The organism is Pandoraea sp. E26, assembly GCF_000681415.1.
Taxonomy (GTDB): Bacteria; Pseudomonadota; Gammaproteobacteria; order Burkholderiales; family Burkholderiaceae; genus Pandoraea; species Pandoraea pnomenusa.
The window spans coordinates 45,414-65,604 of record NZ_AYXJ01000037.1 but is presented as its reverse complement, the minus strand read 5'-3'; the positions used below and the strand labels follow the sequence as shown (position 1 = coordinate 65,604).

Here is a 20,191-nt window from a genome sequence, read left to right as displayed (position 1 = left end):
CGCGCCTGCCGTGCCGTCTCGGCAAGCCCGGCGTGACAGATTGCGAAGGGTCGGCGCGACCGCGCGGGGTTACCCCTTGACGTGCGCCACGCCGCCGGCGCCCTGCCCTTGCGCGAGGAAATTGACCACCGCCGACGCCGTGGCGCTCAACTGCTCGCGCGACGGGAACACGAGCCAGAGCTGGCGGTGCGCCCACTCATCGGTGAGCGGGCGCACGACCACGTCGAGCTTGCCGACATACAACTGACCGACCTGCTCGGGCGCAATGGCGATGCCCAGTCCCGCGTGCGCCATGCGGCACAGCGCGTCCAGACTCGACACCCGGATCTTGATGCGCAACGACGCGCCCGCCGCGCTGGCCTGCTGACGCAGCAACTGCGTAAGGGCGCTGTTGCCCTGAAGCCCCACGAGCGTCTCGCCAACGCAGGCCGAGAACGGAATCTCGCCCGTACGCGCGGCCAGCGGATGTCCCACCGGCAGAATCACCGCAAGTCGGTCGCGACGGTACGGCACCATCGTGAATGCCTCGATGCCTTCGACGGCGTTGCAGATGCCCACGTCCACCGCGCGTTCGGCCACGCGCTGAAGCACTTCGTTGCTGTGCTGCTCGTCGAGTTCGACGTCCACGGCGGAAAATACGCGGCCGAACGCGGCGAGGTCTTCCGGCAGGAACTGCACGATGGCCGACAGGTTCGCCGCAATGCGCACGCTCCCGCGCGCGCCTTCATGGAACTGGGACAGCTCGGCCCCCAGGGATTCGATGGTCCCCAGGATGCGTTCGGCGTAGCGGCGCACCGTCTCGCCCACCGGCGTGACAGTAATGCCGCGCTGATGGCGCTGAATCAACGGCAGCCCGACGATCGCCTCGATGTCGGCGATGCGTCGGCTGATCGCCGACGGCGCGATGAATTCGCGCTCCGCCGCGCGGGCCATGCTCCGCTCCTGGCAGACGGCCACGAAAAGGCGCAAAGAAGTGAGGTCAAGCTTGCGGAGAAGGTTTTCCATACCCATCGTGCGACACATCGGAAATGCCGGAAACGCCCGGCCGGCGCGGCTCCGCGCGGAGCACGTCTTTTGCTGGACAAACAACGATTCGGCGCCTATTATACGCATCGCGTACACAGCCCTGCCGACCCGACCATGAGTGCACAGCAGACTTTCCTGCGCGACGCGATGCGTCGCCTGAACATGACCCGCGACAGCTTCGCCGAGCGTATCGGCGTTCGCCGGCGCGCCCTCGACACCTGGCTGCTGCCCGAGGATTCGAGCGAATATCGCACGATGCCGAGCATCGTGGAGAAATTCGTGGGCGAAATCCTCGGCCGTGAAGCACCGTCCGCGGAATCTACGCAAAGCGCACACAAGCCGCTGCGCGAACGCATGGGCCTCGACGGCAAGCCGCACCTGATCTCCGTCGACCAGTTCTCGCGCGACTCGCTCGAGGAGCTGTTTCACGTCGCCGACATCATGCAACCGATCGCGCGCCGCCAGAAGATCTCGCGCGTGCTTGAGGGCGCCGTGCTGGGCAACCTGTTCTTCGAGGCCAGCACCCGCACCCGCGTGAGCTTCGGCGCCGCCTTCTGCCGCCTGGGCGGGTCGGTGTGCGACACGACCGGCTTCACGTTCTCGTCGATGGCCAAGGGCGAATCGATCTACGACACGAGTCGCGTGATGAGTGGCTATGTCGACGCGCTCGTCGTGCGTCACCCGGAAAAGGGATCGGTCGCGGAATTCGCCCGCGCCACGAACATCCCCGTCATCAACGGCGGCGACGGTCCCGGCGAACACCCCAGCCAGGCGATTCTCGACCTGTACACGATCGGTCGCGAGTTTTCGCGTCTGGGCAAACTGGTCGACGGCGCGCACGTCGCCATGGTCGGCGATCTGCGTTATGGCCGCACGGTGCATTCGCTCATCAAGCTGCTCGCGCTGTACCGCGGCCTGAAGTTCACGCTGATTTCGCCGCCGTCGCTGGAAATGCCGACGTACATTCTCGACCAGATCTCGCAGAACGGTCACGTGATCGTGCAGAGCAACTCGCTCGCCGACCTGACGGGAGCCGACGTCGTGTATGCGACGCGCATCCAGAAGGAGCGTTTCGCCGACGAGGCGATCGAGGGTTATACGCCCGACTTCCAGATCAACGAAGCGCTGATCAATCAGTACTGCGACGCCCGCACGATCATCATGCATCCGCTGCCGCGCGACAGTCGTCCGGGCGCGAACGACCTGTCGACCGACCTGAACCACGACCCGCGCCTGGCAATCTTCCGTCAGACGGATAACGGCATTCCGGTGCGCATGGCGATCTTCGCCGTGCTGCTCGGCGTGGACAAGCAGGTGCAGCACAGCATGCGCGACGCTGCCTGGCGTGCACCGTCGCACATCGGTCCGGATGACGCCTTGTTCGACGCGATCGACTGAGCGACGAACGTGCCGGCCGCGCGTCGCGGAGGCTTCCGGGACGGACTTCAGACACCGCCGAAATTGCGCTGCCCCCGAGGATTTTCCCGGGGGCAGCGTCGCTTTACGAGTAAAATTGCGTCCATCGCGAATATGTACGCTTTTTTGCTTTTCTGGAGGCCCTCATGCGGCGCAAGACCCTAACGCAATATCTCATCGAACAGCAGCGGGAATACAACAATATTCCTGCCGAGCTGCGCCTGTTGATCGAAGTCGTCGCGCGCGCGTGCAAATCCATCAGCCATGCGGTGTCCAAGGGTGCGCTGGGCGGTGTGCTCGGCAGCGCGGGCAGCGAGAACGTGCAGGGCGAGGTTCAGAAGAAGCTCGACGTGATTTCCAACGAGATCATGCTCGAGGCCAACGAGTGGGGTGGCCACCTCGCGGCGATGGCATCCGAAGAGATGGAGGACGTCTTCCACATTCCGAACCGTTACCCGCAGGGCGAATACCTGTTGATGTTCGATCCGCTCGACGGCTCGTCCAACATCGACGTGAACGTGTCGATCGGCACGATCTTCTCGGTGTTGCGTTGCCCCGAAGGCGTGACGGATCCGACGGAGAAGGACTTCCTTCAGCCCGGCACGCAGCAGGTCGCCGCCGGTTACGCCGTGTACGGTCCGCAGACGGTGCTGGTGCTCACGACGGGACATGGCGTGAACTGCTTCACGCTGGATCGCGAGATGGGTTCGTGGGTGCTCACGCAGGAAGGGATGCGCATTCCCGAGGACACGAAGGAATTCGCCATCAACATGTCGAACGAGCGTCACTGGTACCCGCCGGTGCAGCGTTACATCCGCGAGCTGCTGCAGGGCAAGGAAGGCGTGCGCGGCAAGGACTTCAACATGCGTTGGATCGCCTCGATGGTGGCGGACGTGCATCGCATCCTGACGCGCGGCGGCGTGTTCATGTATCCGGCCGACAAGCGCGATCCGGACAAGCCGGGCAAGCTGCGCATCATGTATGAAGCGAACCCGATGAGCTTCCTGGTCGAGCAGGCGGGCGGCGCGGCGACGAACGGCGTGCAGCGCATTCTGGACATCCAGCCGCAAAAGTTGCACGAGCGCGTGGCGGTGTTTCTCGGTTCGAAGAACGAGGTCGAACGCGTGACCGGCTATCACCACGAAGGCGGCGCGAAGTAAGTTTCAGTGACGCGGGAGAAGTGGGAAGACGTCGCATGAAAATGTCGCAGAACATTTTCTCGAGGTCGAAGCGCAGGATTTCTGGAATTTCAATGATTTACGCGTGACTCGCGCAGAGACGGCAAAAAATCTTTGAAAAAAGTAGTGACAACCAAGGAAATTCTGCTATTATCTCACTTCTTCGCAGCGCCGGAGTAGCTCAGTCGGTAGAGCAGCTCATTCGTAATGAGAAGGTCGGGGGTTCGATTCCTCTCTCCGGCACCAGCGACTTCCTGAAGTCCCTGGTCATGCAAGCAAGACCGCAGTCAACAAGAAAGCCGCCCGAATTTGTCGTGCGGCTTTTTTGTTTTCTGCGTCCGGTTCGAATCGCCTGGGTCGCCGGACCGTCTCTCCCGCTTCCCTGTCCGCCATGCCTGCGCCCGCAGCGTGCATTCCGATGCGGCGCGCACGCCGCATCGTCGCGGTGCTATCGCCTCACTGCCCTGCCTCACCGCGCGTATCGCGCACCGCATCCGCCGCATCCATGAGGTCGCCCGGGTTGTCATTTGCCCCGTCCTCGTCCTTGGCGGGCTGCGCCATCCACGCGTGGTAACCCGCCACGCCCATCTTGCGCATCAGCGCTTCGTTGCGCGCGTAGATCGTCTCGGCTTCCGGAAACGCCTCCACGGCGCGGTCGATGCTCGACTCCCGCAGCAGGTGCAGGATCGGGTACGGCGAGCGGTTCGTGTAGTTCTCCACGTCGTCAGGCGCAGTCCCTTCGAACTGATAGTCCGGATGGAAACTCGCGATCTGCAACTCGCCCTCCAGGCCCAGTTGCCTGAGCATGCGCTGCGCAAAGAACAGTGCGTCGTTGAACTCGTGGAACTCGCGCAGTGCGGCCGGCACGATCAGCAGTGTGGTGTCGACTGCCTGTGGGTCCGCCCCCGCCAGCCATTGCAGTTCGCGCTCGAGATCGACCAGCGTCCCCTCCATGTCGCGCGCGCCGCTCACCACATAGCGAATCTGTTCCTTCACGTGAACCGCCTTCGCAAAGGGGCAAAGGTTCAACCCGATCACCGCACGCGTGAGCCAGTGGCGCGTGGCGGCGATCACGGTGTCGTGATCCGGTGTCTGCGCGGTCGACTCCGCGGCGGGGGATTTTTTCTCCGGCATATCGAAAACTGGCGATGAATCCTGAAGATGGCATTGTAAATCGCCGCCCGTCGCCACCGGCAAGGCCTCGCTCGATAGCATCGCGGCGCGAATGCCAAAACACGCGTGCCGCATCTGCGCAACCATGCGCCTTTCCCACAACCGCGCGTCTTCACACCATGCCAGGCACACCTCCCATCCCCTCCGCCGCTCACAGCACCAGCAGTCCGGTCACACGTCCCGCCATCGAAGCCGAGCGACGCGGCTATTACCGCGACACCGCTCCTCTGGCCACGCAGTCCCTGCGAGAAGTCCTCCAGGCCCACTTTCACCGCGAATTTCGCCCGCAGGACATCTGGAACACGCTCGTCAACACGCGCACCTACGCCGGCCGCGAACTACACGATCTCTGCGAGGCCGCCTGCCCGAATGGCCCGCTTTTCCTGGAAATGGTGACGCTGCTGATGCTGCCGGAAGCCGAGCGCTCGCTCGATCGACTGTCCGACGCAGGCGTCTTTCTGATACCGACGCGCGACCTCTCCCCTTCGCTCGACGCGAGCGCCCTGCTGCGCAGCGACAAGGGCCTCATGCTCTGGTTGCAATACGCGGCGACGCCCACCGGCTATCTGAACCTGTTCGACGCCTCCGACATCTTCGGCGAGCCGGACGACGAGAACACCGCACGTATCGACAAGGCCCTCCAGGTGATGGTCGCCTGCGGCCGCGACAGAACCGACGCGCGTCCCTCGAGCATGACGCGCACACTGCCGGACAATCCGCTCGTCCACCTGTGCAGTCAGATCGCCCCGCAATGGCTCAGACGTCTGCTCGAGATCGGCGCCAGTCCCAATCAGACCAACCGTCACGGCATGCCGCTCACGGTCATCGCCATGCGAGCACAGGCGCTGCGCCTGCATTGCGCTGGTGAGGATCCCTTGCATCCGCATGTGTCGCTGCGCCAACTCGCCCGATTGCTCAGGCATTACGGCGGCGACCTGATGCAACCGAACCGGCACGGCGCCCCCGCAGGTGTAATGCTCGCGATGCTCGGACTGTGCGGAGCCGTCGAAGCCTTGCTCCTGGCCGGCGCGGATCCGAACGCCCCCGATCGCCATGGCAATACGTTCATGCACCATCTGGGCATCATCGCCCGTGCGCGCGACACCGCCGCCAAGCGCGACAACGCCAACCTCGCCCTTTACAGCATCGCCGTCGCGGCGCGACATCACGGCGACCTGACACGCAGGAACCTCGCGGGCCATACGCCCCTGTCGTGGATGCCCGACGCCCAGGGCACGCCGCCGCCCATCAGCCCCGAGTTCATCGACGCCGTGCGCAGGACAGCATTGCGCCGCATCGGCGGTCCCGCCCTCTGACTTCGGCCCGCTGACTCTAGCCCTCAGACTCCGGCCCGGCCCCTCTTCACGGTCGCCCTTCCCGCAGGCATCGAAACACCGACCGCCTCCAAGCACCCGAAACAGCATTTTCCTCGCATCGACGCACCATGCCACACGACTTACGCATGACCAATCCCACGGTGCCGCCCCTGCCGTCGACATCGTCCACCACACCACTGAGGCCACTCCAACCCAAACCGGCGAACCTGACGGAATTGCCCTTGCCCCAGCTGCTTGCCGCCATGCGACGCGGTCATTGTGCCGCGCAGGCAGTGCGCGACCTGCTGCTGCGCACGGACACCGCTTCGGGCCGGGAACTGCGCGATGCCTGCCGAATGACGGACATCGCGGCGGGCGAGGACCGCGTCTTCTCCCTGGCATCGCTGCTGGGCACACCGGCGAAGGACCGAACGCTCGCGCAACTCGACGACTGCGGAATTTTCGTCACGCCATCGCGCCGCCTCCACTTGCGCCGCGACGAAGCCGACCTGTTGCTCAGCGACGAGGGCCTGCTTCTCTGGCTCCGATACGCCGCGTCGCCCAGTGCCTACCCGAGCGTGTTCGTCGACACGATCATGAACGAATGCACCGCGCCCGGAACGACCGGAATGACCGGGACGACCGCGACGCCCGTAGCGGAGCGACCCAATGCACGACTGGGAACGGCGCTGCGCGTGCTCGTCGCCTGTGGTCGCGACACGACCCGCGATGTGGCCGCCTCCGAGATGCCCGGTCACTTCCATCCCCCGCTGTCGCATCTGTGCAGCCTGGTCGCGCCGGAATGGTTGCCGAGTCTGCTGGCATTCGGCGCGGACGCCAATCAGCGCGCGGCGTCCGGCGTGCCGCTGCTCGCCGCCGCCATGGCTGCCGAGGCCGAGCGCCTGCACCACAGCGGACACCCTCCGCTGACGCTTCATGAATCGCTTTACCGACTGGGGACTTTGCTCGTGTCGAACGGCGCCCTCGCGTCGCAACCGGCACCCACGGCCTCGCCGCCGGCGATGCTGCTCGCCCTGAACGGCTATTGCGCCGCCGCGGAGGCGGTGCTGTCGCTCGGCGAGACGTGCAACATCGAGAACCACGACGGCAATACCCTGATGCACCACCTCGCCGCCGCCACGCAACACTCGGCACACTCGTACGCCGCCTTCTTTCTTTTCACGGTCGCCCTGCGCTATGACGGCGATCCATGCCACGCCAATCATGCCGGTGCCACGCCCATCGCCCTGTTGCCGCGCAGCCTCGTCAAATACGTTCACCTCTACCGGGCGATGCTCACGCAGGCGCGCGAACGCGCCCGCCATTTGATACTTGAGAGCAAGACGCCGACGGTGTCGGACACCGACGCTCGCCTGTCCCCGCTGACCGTCGCCATGCAGCGCGAAGCGAAGCGCCTGTGCGACGGCGGACACGATCCGCTGCTACCCCACGCGTCGCTGTTCCAGACGGCCAGAGCGCTGCTACGCCAGGGTGCCGACCGGGAGGCCGTCCACCGGGAATGCGCGCTGCCCATTGTTTGGCTCGGCCGGCATGGCTTCTGCGGCGCCGCCGAGGTCCTGCTCTCATTGCAGCCGGACGCGGGCAATGCGCCCGACGACGAAGGCAATACCCTCATGCACTACCTCGCCGGATCCACACGCGCGGCGGGCGACCCGACCCACGCCGATTACCTGCTCAACATCGCCATGCGGTACGGTGCCGATCCGAACCGCGCGAACCGGGCAGGCACCACGCCACTGGCCATGCTCTGCGGCGAACGTGCACGGTTCGTGCGCGCCACCCACGCGTTTGTCTCCGAAACCCACCGCCGCGCCCGCTGGACGATTGCCCACCGTCGTCAGCCCACCACACCTGCGGCGCCCGCCGCGCCCGATGGGTCCCATGCACCCAGGACGCCGGCCCCGTCGTCAGCACCACGGAATCCATCCGGCGCAATGGGTCCACTACGTCCGCCACGCCCGACATGACCTGCCAGGCTGCCGATGCGCCGCCGATGCGACATTCCGCCGCATCGCAATAATATGCATTTGATTTGCATCTTATAATCACCTCGCCGGGCCCCGATGTTGTTGTCGTGAGTTGAGCTGTGAGCCTTGGGGTACCGGCGACCGAATGCCGCACCGTGCCACTGCCTCGCCGAGCGCCCGGCACGATGCCAACGAAACACCCACAAGTGCGACCAAAAAGATGCATATGAATTGCATCTTATATATTCAGGAGTCTTGCCATGCTTTCCGCAGCTTCCCGCCCTTACATCGACGCCAGCGTTCCCGTTTTGCGCGAGCACGGTCTTGCGATCACGCGCCACTTCTACGCGAGCATGTTCGACGCCCACCCCGAGCTGCGCAATCTGTTCAACATGGGCAATCAGGCCAGCGGGGCACAGCAGCAATCGCTCGCCTCGGCGGTGTTCGCCTATGCGGCCAACATCGACAACGCCGCGGCGCTCGGGCCGGTGCTGGAGCGCATCGTGCACAAGCATGTCTCCGTGGGCATTACCCCGTCGCACTATCCGATCGTCGGTCGCCATCTGCTCGGTGCCATCAAGGACGTGCTCGGCGAGGCCGCCACGCCCGAACTCATCGCCGCCTGGGATGAAGCCTACTGGCTGCTCGCCGGGGAGCTGATCGCCGCCGAGGCACGTCTCTCGGAGCGCAGCCATGCACCGCTCGGCATGCTGCGCGAACTGATCGTGGCCGATGTCGACCGCGAAACGGATCACGTTGTCTCGTATTACCTGCGTACGCCCGAGGGCGGCTCGCCGGGCGACTTCGTGCCGGGCCAATACGTGAGCGTGTCCGTCACACTGCCGGACGGGCTGGTTCAGCGCCGCCAGTACAGCCTGTCGGACGCCCCTGGCGCCCCGCACTGGCGCATCACCGTCAAGCGTGAAGACGCCGACGTCGCCAAGCCGGCCGGCCAGGTGTCGAACTGGCTGCACGCCCATCTGAAGGCCGGCGATCGCATCATGGTGAGCCCGCCTTACGGCGAATTCACCCCCCGTCTCGACGCCGCTCACCCGCTCGTGCTGCTCAGCGCCGGCGTGGGCATCACGCCGATGATGTCGATGCTCGCGGAGCTCGCCGCCAAGGGCTCGCGTCGCGACATCGTATTCGCCCATGCCGCCCGCAACGGTTCGCACATGGCGCTGCGCCGCCACATCGCCTACGCGGCGAAGCAATTGCCGCACCTGCGCGTGGTCACGTTCTTCGAAACGCCGCAGGACACCGAGCGCGAAGGCGCCGACTTCACCCATGCCGGGCGCATGGACGTCGCCCACCTGTCGCTGCCCGCCAACGCCGACTATCTGTTGTGCGGTCCGGTACCGTTCATGCAGACACAATGGCGTGCCCTGCGCGACGCCGGGGTGCCGGCCGAGCGCCTGCACCGCGAGGTCTTCGGCCCGGACGCGCTCGACCATCTGTTGTAAGCCCTTGCCGCAAGTTCGTTGCCACCAACGACAAGGTCCCCGTTCGGGGACCTTGTGTCGTTCCGGGCGTTCGGCGCGGATCGCGCCGGCACCATCCGCCTCAATCGATCAACGCACCGGAGGCGTCGTAGAAGGGATGCGCGCCCCCCGCGTCGTCGACGAAGGCGAGGTGCGACACCAGTCCCGTCGACGGCGTGAAACGATGCAGTTGGAACGCCGGGGGATCGAGCACCCAGGCGGACGGTCCGCCGTCGCGCAGATCGAGCGCGACCTGGTGCGCCGGCGAAGGGCACACGCTGGCAATGGTGCCCGCGAAACGCGTGTGAATGGGCCGGTGCACGTGCCCGCAGATCACGCGCTCGACATTGTCGAACCGGCGCACGACGGCGGCGAGCTTCGCGGCGTCGGCCGCGTCGAGCGACTGCACATCCATGTGCTCGATGCCGCACACGAACGGCGGGTGGTGCATCGCGATGACCGTCGGCGTTCCCGTATCGGCGGCGAGCGTCGCCTCCAGCCATTGCAGTCGCGCATCGCACAGCCTGCCGCCGCCGTTGGGCGGGTCCTGCGTATCGAGCGCCACGAGCCGCATCGGGCCGAACGTCGCAGCGTATTGCACGAACTCCCCGGGATTGCCCAGATAGGTGTGTTCCGGAAACACTTCCCGCAGTGCATCGCGTCCATCGTGATTGCCGATGACGAGGTAGTACGGAATTTCCAGCGGCGCGAGCAGGCTGCGCAGGTGGTCATACTCCTCTCGCGCGCCGAAATCGACGAGATCGCCGGTGAGTACCACGAAGTCCGGGCGCGGCGCGAGCGTATTGAGCCGTGCCACGCAACGCGTCAGATAGGCGGCGGTATCGACACGCCGATAGGCGAGCTTGCCGGGACGTTTGATGTGAAGGTCGCTGATTTGCGCGAACAGCATGAGCGGTTTATCCGTGAAGCGAGAAGACATGGGCAGCGGGCAGCGACAGGCCCACCCGGTCGCCGACGCGGCATTCGCGACGGCTCGAGACTTCGACCAGCACCGCCCCGGCCGACGACACGCCGCTGAGCGTGAGGCGCGTGCGGTCGCCGAGGAACTGCACTTCGTCGATGCAGCCGACGAGCGAGGCCTCGCCCGCGGGCACGACGATGGCATCCTCCGGACGGAAGTAAAGCTCTTGTACGTCGGCTCGTACGTCCGGACAGGCCAGACGGCCGCCCTCGAGATGGAAATGCCCGTCGCGCCACACGCCGGCCAGACGATTGAGCGTGCCGACGAAGTTCGCCACATGCCGCGACGACGGTTGATAGTAGATGTCGCGCGGCGCACCGATCTGCTCGATGCGCCCGGCACTCATCACCACGATGCGATCGCCCAGCGCCATCGCCTCGTCCTGATCGTGCGTCACGTACACCGTCGTGACCCCCAACCCGCGCAACAGACGATCCATGTCGGCACGCACGGTCTCGCGCAGCTTGGCGTCGAGCGCCGTGAGCGGCTCGTCGAGCAACAGCACGCGCGGCTCCGGTGCGAGCGCGCGCGCGAGGGCCACACGCTGCTTCTGGCCGCCCGAGAGCTGCGCGATGGCGCGCTCGGCGAACGGCGTGAGATGCACGAGTTCGAGCAATTCGTTCACGCGCTTGTCGATCTGCGCCGACGGCAGGCCGCGCAGCTTGAGCCCGTACGCCACGTTGCCGCGCACGCTGAAGTTCGGAAACAGCGCATAGTTCTGGAACACCATGCCCACACGGCGCTTCTCGATCGGCAGGCGTGTAACGTCCTCGTCGCCGAAAAGCACGCGGCCTCCCGCGTCGGGACGCTCGAGCCCGGCGATCATGCGCAATGTCGTGGTCTTGCCGCAGCCGGACGGCCCGAGCAGAACCAGCGTCTCGCCCGCGCCGATCGTCAGGTCCAGCGGCTGGAGCACGGTGTTGCCGTTGAACGTCTTGGCACAACGTTCCAGATGAATGGGGATGGAAGTCAGTTTCATCGTCATGTCCTTGGCGTTCGGTTCAGGTGCGACCGCGCGCCGAATTTTTCCCGTTGGTGGCCTTCGCGCGCTGCGCCGTCATCTGCATCACGATGAGCAGGGGCACGATCAGCACGAAGAACACCGCCGTATACGCGCTGCCGATCTCCAGTCGCAGCGACGCGTAGGCATCCGCAAGGCCGACCGGCAATGTCTTGGTGTCCGGGGTGTGCAGCATCCAGGTGAGGTTGAATTCGCCCAGCGAGAGCGTGATCACGATGAGCGCCGCGGCCACGATCTCGCTGCGGATGTTGGGCAGGACCACGGTGGTGAAGCGTCGCAGGAAACTCGCCCCGAGACTGGCCGCGCCCTCCTCCATCAGCTTGATGCGCGAGTCGGCGCACGCCGCGGCCACGGCACGCACCATGAACGGCAACGTGAAGATCACGTGGCCCACCACGATGAACGCCAGGCTCTCGCGAAAACCGCGCATCCCACCATACACGCTGATCAACGCCAGCGCGCTCGCCAGTCCGGGCAGCGCAATGGGCAGCGTGAGCAATTCCTCGATCCATCGCGCCATGCGGCTCTTCCAGCGCGCGAGCACATAGCCGGCGGGCACGCCGAGCAGCGTCACGAGCACCAGCGTGCTCAGCCCGACGTACAGGGAATTCAGAATGGCGTCGTGATAATCCTGCCAGACCTGGATCACCCATCGGAACGTGAGCCCGGCCGACGGCCCGCGGAAGTAGTTCACCGACAACCCCGCGAGAATCGACATGCCCACGGGAATCAGCAGGAACGCGCACATCAGCAGCGTGAGCGTGAGCTGGAGTGCGAAGAGAATTTTCTTGAGCATCGGATCAACCTCCGGCGGCCACGGCCTGACCCGTGAAATTGCGGGCCAGCATGAGGACGGCCCAGGTCACGATGCCGAGGATGACCGAGAGCGCCGCCGCCGTCGCCACGTTGGCGTTGAGCGTGAATTCGGTGTAGATGGTCATGGGCAGCACGTCGATATCCGTCGCGAGCGTGAAGGCCGTGCCGAATGCGCCAACCGAGGTCGCGAAACACATCGCACCCGAGGCGATCAGCGCCGGCGCCAGCGCGGGGAGTGTCACGTCGCGCGCAATGGCGAACGGCCCCGCGCCCAGCGACGCCGCCGCTTCCGTGAGCGAATGATCGAGCGATTCCGCCGCCGCCATCACGGCGAGAATCACACGCGGAATCGAGAAGTACAGGTATCCGAGAAACAGGCCCGCGAGCGAGTAGGCAAACACGAGCTTGTGGCCGACGAGCTTGAGCGTGAGATCGCCGATGAGGCCCTGACGCCCCGCGAGCATGATGACCATGAAGCCGACCACCACGCCGGGGAACGCCAAGGGCAGGGTCAGCATCGACACGAGTGCCGATTTGCCCCGAAAGTCATGACGGGTGAGGAAGAGGCCCGCCACAAGCGACAACGCCAGTGTGGCCAGCGTGACCAGTGCCGAGAGCACCACGGTCTGCCATAGGCTGTCGAGATAGCGCGCATTGGTGAGAATCGCGCGATAGGTCTCGAACGCATGACCGTCGCCGCTCACCTGCACGAGGGCGGCCATCGGCAACAGCCAGAACGCCAGAAAGACCGCCAGCGCCGGTAGCAGAAGTGCCACGCGCCAGCCGCGCGGCAGAGTCAGGTCACGCATCGCTTGCTTTGCTCCTCTTCCTCGTTGGGCTTTGCCGTGCTCAGCGCACGTTCTTCAGATACTGCTGACCGAACGCATCCTGCTGCGCGGCCAGCTTCTGCAGATCGACCGGCTTCACACGGGCATAGTCGGTGGCCGGCAGGAACTTGGCGGCCACGTCCGCCGGCATCGTGTTGGCACGCACCGGACGCAGGAACGCATGCGCCCAATGCGCCTGGCCCTTGTCCGAGAGCGTGTAGTCGATCACCTTCTTGCCGTTGTCGGCATGCGGCGCGCCCTTGACCAGTGCGATGACGTACGGCAGCGACACGGTGCCTTCCATCGGAATCACGAACTGCACGTTGGCGCGGTCCTTGTAGATCGCACGGTACGCGTTGAAGTCGAAGTCGATCAGGATAGGAATCTCACCCGAGAGCACGCGAGCGTAGGCCGTCTGCTTCGGCACGATCGGCGCGTTGGCCTTGAGCTTCTGAAAATAGCCGATGGCCGGACCGAAGTTGTCCATCGAGCCGCCGAGCGCCTGGTTGGCGGCGATCGCCGCGGCATAGCCCGCGAACGCGCTGCTCGGGTCCAGATAACCCACCATGCCGCGATACTCCGGCTTGAGCAGGTCGGCCCACGAACGCGGCACCGGCTTGCCCTCGAGCGCGTCGCGGTTCACGAAGAAACCCACCGTGCCCGAGTGGATCGTGGTCCACATGCCGTTCGGGTCCTTCAGATTGGCCGGCACCTGATCCCAGTTGGCGGGCTTGTACGGCGCGAGCAGACCCTTCTTGGCCGCTTCGATCGCGGACGTGATCCCCAGGTACACGATGTCGGCCACCGGCGCCTTCTGCTCGGCGATGAGCTGCGCGACCGCCTGACCGGAGTTCTTGTTGTCGAGCGGCACGCGAATGCCGGTGTCCTGTGCAATCGCCTTGACCTGACCAGCCCAGTCCGCCCACTCCGGCGGGCAGTTGTAACAGATGGCGGTCTGCTGGGCCTGCGCGGCGCCAGCGCCGAGCAAGGTGCAAAGCGCCAGCGTGCGTGCGGCGCGGGTAATCCAAAGCTTCATTTCCGGGCTCCTGAATGTCTGAGCGTTGGCGGCACTCTCATGCCGCCGCAAGTTGCGGTCTGGTGCTAGTCCAATGCCTGATTGCCTCGGCGAACGCTGTGCTCTCTTGGCGGAGCCAGTCGTGCGCCCATTTCCTTGCTTACTGCTGCCCTGCAAAACCTTCAAAACCTTCAAAACCTTCGCCAGCCCCTATTCATCACTGCCTGGGCCTTGCTGGCCGATGCCGTGCGGCGGCGCCGCCACCGTCCCGCCACGCCGAATCTCGTGCGGCAGGATCAGCGCGTGGCTCAGCGACGCCTCGTGCCCGGGCGACGCACCGGCGCGCGCGTCGATTTGCGCGAGCAGGCGTTGCGCCGCGTGGCGGCCGATCTCCACGCTCGGCTGCACGACGGTGGCGAGCGTGGGCGAGAGCAGCTCGCCCACGGCCAGGCCGTCGAAACCGAGCACGGACATGTCGTCGGGCACGCGCAGTCCCGCCTCGCGCAGCGCGCGCATCACGCCGAGGGCAAGCAAATCGTTGGAGCAGAAGATGGCGGTGGGGCGAGCGCCGTCGCGCTCGCGCTGCGCCAGCCACTCGCGCACGCGTTCGCCGCGTGCACCACTGTTGAAATCGATTTCGACGGCGGGCAGCGGCGTGAGGCCGGCGGCCCGCATGGCGTCCCCATAGCCGAGATAACGCCGCTTGGCACGGTCGGAGGCGTGCAGCGCCCCGGTCACCATGACGATGTCGCGATGTCCCGCTTCGATCAGCATTGCCACGCCCTGCGCGGCGGCCGCCCGGTTGTCGACCGACACGCACGGCCGCGCCGGCGCGTCGTTGTAGAGCATCTGGCAGGGCACGCCTTCGGCGGCGAGATCGTCGATCAGCGCACTGTGCTCGGCATCGGCCAGCGTGAGCAGCAGGCCGTCGACGCGCTGTTGCAACAACGTTTCGATGGCGTTGCGCTCGCGCTCGGGGTCGTACTGCGTGGTCACGAGCAGCAGCCGGCGGCCGGTGCCGTCGATGGCCGCCTCGATCCCTTCGAGACAGTCGGCGAACACGGGGTTGCCCAGCGTGGGCAGCATCACGCCGATCAGGCCGGTGCGCTCGCCACGCAACTGCCGGCCGAGCGCATTCGGGCGGAACTTGAGTTCCGCCGCGGCGGCCTGCACCCGTGCCAGCGTCTCAGGGCGCACCAGTTGCGGCGAATTGAGGGCGCGCGACACCGTCGCAATCGAACATCCCGCGCGCTGCGCCACGTCCCGGATATCTGCCACGCCCATGCTCCTCTCGTTAGTGTCGTCAAACGACGCCGATATCGACGTTGACGGATTTTGCGTAAATGTAAACGTTTACGAAAACGTTTTCACTACGGGATTGTATGGATGGAATGTGATGAATTGATGACAGGCCCGGGGGGCGGTGGCCGGTGCCGGCAAAGCGCGCCAGCCCGCCTATACTGAAAGTCCGGTGCGGTTCCCCTCGGGCGCATTTGCCGCACCGGGCATGACGACGCCCCCTCCAACCACGAACGGGATCGGCCATGAACGAGTATCACTTTCTGACCCTTTGGCGGCTCACCGCGCCGCTCAACGAAGTCTGGGACACGATCCGCGACGTGGACCATTGGGCACGGTGGTGGTCATGCGTGCGCGAAGTGCGCACGCTGGATCCGGGCGATGCCGACGGTGTGGGCGCCGTGCGCGAACTCACATGGCATGGCGCCTTGCCCTACTCGCTGACGGTGGAGACCCGCGTCACCCACGTCGAGCCCATGCGCGAAGTGCGCAGCGTGGCCAGCGGCGAGGCGCAAGGCACCGGTGTGTGGCGTTTCGATACCGAAGGCGCGATCACGGTCGTGCGCTATGCCTGGGACGTGCACACCACGCGGCCATGGATGAACAAGCTCGCCCCCCTTGCCCAGCCGTTGTTCCGCTGGAACCACAATTACGTGATGCGCCGCGGCGGCGAAGGACTTGCCGCCCTGCTCAACGCCCACCTGGTCGAATATCTGGACTCCGACCTGCCTCCCGCGGCCATCGGCGAGGAACGTGACCCGCGCGACCTTCGTGAAGCCCGCGCCCGGGTGAACCACCCATCCCACCGCTGAACGGCGCTGCTACTCCCGCGGTTATTCCCGCTGCTATTCCATTAAGGAATAGACGATCCGCGACATTTCATTATTTTTTATAGACCCGGATGCCTAGACTTGAGGGCATCCGGTGGAGGACCCATGGCGTCGAGCGCCGCGCCGCCACCCCGCAAAACACTCAGCTCCAGGAGACCTCGTGAGCCTTGCGACTGCGCCGCTGCTGCGGCATTACGTGGACGGTGCGTTCGTCGCCACCGATCGTCAGTTCGATAACCTCAGCCCGGTCGACGGGCATTGCGTCGCGAAGGTTTGCGAAGCGGACGCCACCACGGTCGATCGCGCCGTGCGCGCCGCGCGCCGCGCCCTGCACGAAGGCCCATGGGGCAAGACCACGCCGGCCGAGCGCGCGGACGTGCTGCATCGCATCGCCGACGGCATCCAGGCGCGCTTCGACGAATTCGTGGCCGCCGAAGTGGCCGACACGGGACGCCCGCAGGAACAGGCACGCACCCTCGACATCGCGCGCGGCATCGCCAACTTCCGAATGTTTGCGGACCTCATCAAGACCGCCGGCAGCGAGGTCTTCGAGATGCGCGCGGCCGACGGCGGCGACGTGATGAACTACGTCACACGCAAGCCGCTCGGCGTGATCGGCATCATCTCGCCGTGGAACCTGCCGCTGCTGCTCTTCACGTGGAAGGTTGCCCCCGCCCTGGCGATGGGCAACTGCGTGGTGGCCAAGCCCTCGGAAGAAACGCCCTCGTCCGCCACGCTGCTCGCCGAGGTGATGCACGACGCCGGCGTGCCGCCGGGCGTGTTCAACCTCGTGCACGGATTCGGGCCGAACTCGGCGGGCGAATTCCTCACCCGGCACCCGGACGTCGCCGCGATCACGTTCACCGGCGAATCGCGCACCGGCAGCGCCATCATGAAGGCCGTGGCCGACGGCGTGAAAGAAATCTCATTCGAACTCGGCGGCAAGAACGCCGCCGTGGTGTTCGCCGACGCCGACTTCGAGAAGGCTGTCGACGGCGTGGTGCGCTCCTCGTTCACCAATGCCGGCCAGGTCTGCCTGTGCTCCGAGCGTGTCTATGTCGAGCGCCCGATCTTCGACAAATTCGTGGCCGCGCTCGGCGAACGGGCCGCCGCGCTGCGCATCGACGCGCCCGATGCGCCGGGGGTGCAGATGGGGCCGCTCGTTTCCCGAAAGCATCGCGAGAAGGTGCTCTCGTACTACCGGCTCGCGGTGGAGGAAGGTGCCACGGTCGTCACCGGCGGCGGCGTGCCGACGTTCGGCGACGACCGCGACGAAGGCGCATTCGTGCAGCCCACCGTCTGGACCGGCCTGCCGGACTCGGCGCGCTGCGTGCGCGAAGAGATCTTCGGACCGGTGTGTCACGTGGCGCCGTTCGACACCGAAGAGGAAGTGATTCGTCGCGTGAACGACAGCGACTACGGTCTGGCCGGATGCGTGTGGACGACGAATCTTTCGCGCGCGCACCGGGTGGCCCGGCAGTTCCAGACCGGACTCGTGTGGGTCAACACATGGTTCCTGCGCGATCTGCGCACGCCGTTCGGCGGCGTGAAGCTCTCGGGACTGGGCCGCGAGGGCGGCCGCCACTCGCTCGATTTCTATTCCGAAATCACCAACATCTGCATCAAACTGTGAGGCGACGGTGCGGCGCAATCGATGGGGGTCGAGCGCGCCGCACCCGTGCGCCAATGCTACCCAAGCCAATCGGAGACTGAATCCATGAGCGCATCGCAAGACACGCAGGCCCGCGTGGTCGAAGGCAAGGCCAGACCGCGCGGCAAATTCCCGCACATCAAGCGCGCCGGAGACTTCCTGTTCGTCTCGGGCACCAGCTCGCGCCGTCCGGACAATACCTACGCCGGCGCCCAGGTCGATGCCCTGGGCGTGACCCAACTGGACATTCGCGAGCAGACCCGCGCGGTCATCGAGAACATTCGCGACATTCTCGCCAGCGAAGGCGCTTCGCTCGCCGACGTGGTCGAAGTCGGCGCGTTTCTCGTCAACATGAACGACTTCGGCGGCTACAACGAAGTGTACGGCGAGTATTTCGACGAGAGCGGCCCCACGCGCACCACCGTGGCGGTGCACCAGTTGCCGCATCCGCTGCTGCTCGTCGAGATCAAGTGCGTGGCGTACTCGCCGCGCGCACGCTGACGAGACAGCGGCCAACCGATACCCCACCTGACGCGGCATGACCCGGGAGACAGCATGTTGACGTATGGCAAGCCTTTCAATTTCCAGCGCTGGATCGACGACCACGCACATTTGCTCAAACCGCCCGTGGGCAACCAGCAAGTCTGGCAGGACAGCGATTTCATCGTGACGGTCGTGGGCGGCCCGAACCATCGCACCGATTATCACGACGATCCGCTCGAGGAATTCTTTTACCAGTTCAAGGGCAATGCCTGGGTGAACCTGTGGATCGACGGCCGCGCCGAGCGCATCGATCTCAAGGAAGGCGACATCTTCCTGTTGCCGCCGCATGTGCGCCACTCGCCGCAGCGTCCCGAAGCCGGCAGCCTGTGCCTCGTGATCGAGCGCCAGCGCCCCGCCGGACTGCTGGACGGCTTCGAGTGGTACTGCCTGAATTGCGGCACCCGCGTGCACCGCGTGGAAGTCCAGCTCAAGAGCATCGTGACCGACCTGCCCCCGCTTTTCGAGGCGTTCTACGGCAACGAAGCGTTGCGCCGCTGCCCGGGCTGCGGAGAGATCCACCCGGGGCGCGCCGCGCAACCGAAGACCACCGCGGCATCCGCCTGAGCCACAGCGCCGCCCTCTGAACCCAATACGTCACGTCATGAAGAAAATCGACATGCACGCCCACTTCTTCCCGCGCATCGCGCGGGAGGAAGCGGCCCGCCTCGACCCCGCCGCCGCGCCCTGGCTTCGTATCGACGACGGTGGCGAGACCGGCAACATCATGCTCGACGACCGCGCCTTCCGGCCGGTCTACCGCGCGTTGTGGGATCCCGCGCTGCGTATCGAAGAACTCGACCGTCACGGTATCGACCTGCAGGTCGTGTGTGCCACGCCGATCATGTTCGGCTACCGCTACGAGGGCCGCAAGGTGATCGACTGGGTGCGGCGCATGAACGATCTCGCGCTCGAACATTGCGCCTACGCCCCCACTCGCCTGAAGGCCATGGCGCAGGTGCCGCTGCAGGATCTCGACCTGGCTTGCGCGGAAGCCTCGCGTGCCAAGGCCACCGGCCACGTGGGCGTGCAGATCGGCAACCACCTGGGGCCGAAAGATCTGGACGACGAACAACTCGTGGCGTTTTTGCGGCACTGCGGCAACGAGCAGATTCCCGTGCTGGTACATCCGTGGGACATGATGACCGACGGGCGCATGAAGAAGTGGATGATGCCGTGGCTCGTGGCCATGCCCGCCGAGACGCAGCTCTCGATCCTCTCGCTGATCCTCTCCGGCGCGTTCGAGCGCCTGCCGCGCTCGCTCAAGCTGTGCTTCGCCCATGGCGGCGGCGCGTTCCCGTATCTGCTCGGCCGCGCCGAGAACGCGTGGCACTGCCGCGACATCGTGCGCGCCGACAGCCCTCATCCGCCGTCGCACTATCTCGAACGCTTTTACGTGGACAGCGCGGTGTTCGACCCGCGCGCCCTGCGCCTGCTGGTCGACACCATGGGCGTGGAGCGCATCATGCTCGGCTCGGACCACCCCTTCCCGCTCGGCGAACAGGACATCGGCCGGCTCGTGGCCGAGCAACCGGGCCTGGACGAGAGCGCCCGGGCACGCATTCTGGCCGGCAACGCCCGGGAGTTCTTCAACCTCTGACTGGTGCTTTCCCGAGGTGTTTTTGAAATTGC

The 20,191-nt window shown here is 65.7% G+C and carries 18 protein-coding genes and 1 tRNA gene; 11 read left to right on the top strand and 8 right to left on the bottom strand.

Features of this window, described 5'->3' with window-relative positions:
- Positions 1–69: 69 nt before the first annotated feature.
- Positions 70–1,005, bottom strand: a complete 936-nt coding sequence (locus W930_RS0122855; protein WP_023595090.1) for a LysR substrate-binding domain-containing protein — start codon at positions 1,003–1,005, stop codon at positions 70–72.
- A gap of 135 nt (positions 1,006–1,140) precedes the next feature.
- On the opposite strand from W930_RS0122855, the gene W930_RS0122850 reads away from it, so the two are divergent.
- From W930_RS0122850 to W930_RS0122840, 3 genes are all read left to right on the top strand, one after another.
- Positions 1,141–2,424 carry an aspartate carbamoyltransferase gene (locus W930_RS0122850; protein ID WP_023871850.1) on the top strand — a complete coding sequence of 428 codons (1,284 nt, stop codon included), beginning with the start codon at positions 1,141–1,143 and terminating at the stop codon, positions 2,422–2,424.
- A gap of 164 nt (positions 2,425–2,588) precedes the next feature.
- Complete coding sequence (locus W930_RS0122845) at positions 2,589–3,602, top strand: class 1 fructose-bisphosphatase (protein ID WP_023595088.1); 1,014 nt, start codon at positions 2,589–2,591, stop codon at positions 3,600–3,602.
- A 188-nt stretch (positions 3,603–3,790) separates the two neighbouring features.
- Positions 3,791–3,866, top strand: a tRNA-Thr gene (locus tag W930_RS0122840).
- Positions 3,867–4,076: 210 nt separating this feature from the next.
- On the opposite strand, the gene W930_RS28570 is transcribed toward W930_RS0122840, so the two are convergent.
- A complete protein-coding gene (locus W930_RS28570; protein WP_051399282.1) occupies positions 4,077–4,754 on the bottom strand; it encodes a DUF1415 domain-containing protein in 678 nt (225 codons plus the stop codon).
- 158 nt (positions 4,755–4,912) lie between these two features.
- Here W930_RS28570 and W930_RS0122830 point away from each other — a divergent pair, with 158 nt between their 5' ends.
- From W930_RS0122830 to hmpA, 3 genes are all read left to right on the top strand, one after another.
- Complete coding sequence (locus tag W930_RS0122830) at positions 4,913–6,109, top strand: hypothetical protein (protein ID WP_023871852.1); 1,197 nt, start codon at positions 4,913–4,915, stop codon at positions 6,107–6,109.
- Between the two features lie 146 nt (positions 6,110–6,255).
- Complete coding sequence (locus tag W930_RS0122825) at positions 6,256–8,097, top strand: hypothetical protein (protein WP_145929468.1); 1,842 nt, start codon at positions 6,256–6,258, stop codon at positions 8,095–8,097.
- A gap of 260 nt (positions 8,098–8,357) precedes the next feature.
- On the top strand, positions 8,358–9,560 hold the full coding sequence (gene hmpA, locus W930_RS0122820) for an NO-inducible flavohemoprotein (protein WP_023595084.1): 1,203 nt from the start codon (positions 8,358–8,360) through the stop codon (positions 9,558–9,560).
- Between the two features lie 100 nt (positions 9,561–9,660).
- On the opposite strand, the gene W930_RS0122815 is transcribed toward hmpA, so the two are convergent.
- From W930_RS0122815 to W930_RS28565, 6 genes are all read right to left on the bottom strand, one after another.
- Positions 9,661–10,488: a phosphodiesterase gene (locus tag W930_RS0122815; protein WP_023595083.1), complete on the bottom strand. Its 828-nt coding sequence runs from the start codon at positions 10,486–10,488 to the stop codon at positions 9,661–9,663.
- Between the two features lie 7 nt (positions 10,489–10,495).
- Positions 10,496–11,539, bottom strand: a complete 1,044-nt coding sequence (locus W930_RS0122810; RefSeq protein ID WP_023871854.1) for an ABC transporter ATP-binding protein — start codon at positions 11,537–11,539, stop codon at positions 10,496–10,498.
- A gap of 22 nt (positions 11,540–11,561) precedes the next feature.
- Positions 11,562–12,377, bottom strand: a complete 816-nt coding sequence (locus tag W930_RS0122805; protein WP_023871855.1) for an ABC transporter permease — start codon at positions 12,375–12,377, stop codon at positions 11,562–11,564.
- Positions 12,378–12,381: 4 nt separating this feature from the next.
- Positions 12,382–13,206, bottom strand: coding sequence for an ABC transporter permease (locus tag W930_RS0122800; RefSeq protein ID WP_023595080.1), 825 nt, complete (start codon positions 13,204–13,206; stop codon positions 12,382–12,384).
- 40 nt (positions 13,207–13,246) lie between these two features.
- Positions 13,247–14,260: an extracellular solute-binding protein gene (locus W930_RS0122795; protein ID WP_023595079.1), complete on the bottom strand. Its 1,014-nt coding sequence runs from the start codon at positions 14,258–14,260 to the stop codon at positions 13,247–13,249.
- A 189-nt stretch (positions 14,261–14,449) separates the two neighbouring features.
- Entirely contained in the window at positions 14,450–15,523 is a 1,074-nt protein-coding gene (locus W930_RS28565) for a LacI family DNA-binding transcriptional regulator (protein ID WP_051399209.1), read from the bottom strand.
- A gap of 260 nt (positions 15,524–15,783) precedes the next feature.
- Between W930_RS28565 and W930_RS0122785 the strand changes: the two genes are divergently transcribed.
- From W930_RS0122785 to W930_RS0122765, 5 genes are all read left to right on the top strand, one after another.
- Positions 15,784–16,350: an SRPBCC family protein gene (locus W930_RS0122785; protein WP_023595077.1), complete on the top strand. Its 567-nt coding sequence runs from the start codon at positions 15,784–15,786 to the stop codon at positions 16,348–16,350.
- A gap of 178 nt (positions 16,351–16,528) precedes the next feature.
- On the top strand, positions 16,529–18,001 hold the full coding sequence (locus tag W930_RS0122780) for a 2-hydroxymuconic semialdehyde dehydrogenase (protein ID WP_023595076.1): 1,473 nt from the start codon (positions 16,529–16,531) through the stop codon (positions 17,999–18,001).
- Between the two features lie 84 nt (positions 18,002–18,085).
- On the top strand, positions 18,086–18,520 hold the full coding sequence (locus W930_RS0122775; RefSeq protein WP_023595075.1) for a RidA family protein: 435 nt from the start codon (positions 18,086–18,088) through the stop codon (positions 18,518–18,520).
- Positions 18,521–18,574: 54 nt separating this feature from the next.
- Positions 18,575–19,126, top strand: a complete 552-nt coding sequence (locus W930_RS0122770) for a 3-hydroxyanthranilate 3,4-dioxygenase (RefSeq protein ID WP_023595074.1) — start codon at positions 18,575–18,577, stop codon at positions 19,124–19,126.
- A 37-nt stretch (positions 19,127–19,163) separates the two neighbouring features.
- Entirely contained in the window at positions 19,164–20,159 is a 996-nt protein-coding gene (locus W930_RS0122765; protein WP_023871858.1) for an amidohydrolase family protein, read from the top strand.
- Positions 20,160–20,191: the final 32 nt, after the last annotated feature.

What these genes read in the sequence shown, in the direction of transcription:
- W930_RS0122855 (WP_023595090.1), bottom strand. Translation starts at nt 1,005, where the DNA reads ATGGAAAACCTTCTCCGCAAGCTTGACCTCACTTCTTTGCGCCTTTTC.
- W930_RS0122850 (WP_023871850.1), top strand. Translation starts at nt 1,141, where the DNA reads ATGAGTGCACAGCAGACTTTCCTGCGCGACGCGATGCGTCGCCTGAAC.
- W930_RS0122845 (WP_023595088.1), top strand. Translation starts at nt 2,589, where the DNA reads ATGCGGCGCAAGACCCTAACGCAATATCTCATCGAACAGCAGCGGGAA.
- W930_RS28570 (WP_051399282.1), bottom strand. Translation starts at nt 4,754, where the DNA reads ATGCCGGAGAAAAAATCCCCCGCCGCGGAGTCGACCGCGCAGACACCG.
- W930_RS0122830 (WP_023871852.1), top strand. Translation starts at nt 4,913, where the DNA reads ATGCCAGGCACACCTCCCATCCCCTCCGCCGCTCACAGCACCAGCAGT.
- W930_RS0122825 (WP_145929468.1), top strand. Translation starts at nt 6,256, where the DNA reads ATGACCAATCCCACGGTGCCGCCCCTGCCGTCGACATCGTCCACCACA.
- hmpA (WP_023595084.1), top strand. Translation starts at nt 8,358, where the DNA reads ATGCTTTCCGCAGCTTCCCGCCCTTACATCGACGCCAGCGTTCCCGTT.
- W930_RS0122815 (WP_023595083.1), bottom strand. Translation starts at nt 10,488, where the DNA reads ATGCTGTTCGCGCAAATCAGCGACCTTCACATCAAACGTCCCGGCAAG.
- W930_RS0122810 (WP_023871854.1), bottom strand. Translation starts at nt 11,539, where the DNA reads ATGAAACTGACTTCCATCCCCATTCATCTGGAACGTTGTGCCAAGACG.
- W930_RS0122805 (WP_023871855.1), bottom strand. Translation starts at nt 12,377, where the DNA reads ATGCTCAAGAAAATTCTCTTCGCACTCCAGCTCACGCTCACGCTGCTG.
- W930_RS0122800 (WP_023595080.1), bottom strand. Translation starts at nt 13,206, where the DNA reads ATGCGTGACCTGACTCTGCCGCGCGGCTGGCGCGTGGCACTTCTGCTA.
- W930_RS0122795 (WP_023595079.1), bottom strand. Translation starts at nt 14,260, where the DNA reads ATGAAGCTTTGGATTACCCGCGCCGCACGCACGCTGGCGCTTTGCACC.
- W930_RS28565 (WP_051399209.1), bottom strand. Translation starts at nt 15,523, where the DNA reads ATGGGCGTGGCAGATATCCGGGACGTGGCGCAGCGCGCGGGATGTTCG.
- W930_RS0122785 (WP_023595077.1), top strand. Translation starts at nt 15,784, where the DNA reads ATGAACGAGTATCACTTTCTGACCCTTTGGCGGCTCACCGCGCCGCTC.
- W930_RS0122775 (WP_023595075.1), top strand. Translation starts at nt 18,086, where the DNA reads ATGAGCGCATCGCAAGACACGCAGGCCCGCGTGGTCGAAGGCAAGGCC.
- W930_RS0122770 (WP_023595074.1), top strand. Translation starts at nt 18,575, where the DNA reads ATGTTGACGTATGGCAAGCCTTTCAATTTCCAGCGCTGGATCGACGAC.
- W930_RS0122765 (WP_023871858.1), top strand. Translation starts at nt 19,164, where the DNA reads ATGAAGAAAATCGACATGCACGCCCACTTCTTCCCGCGCATCGCGCGG.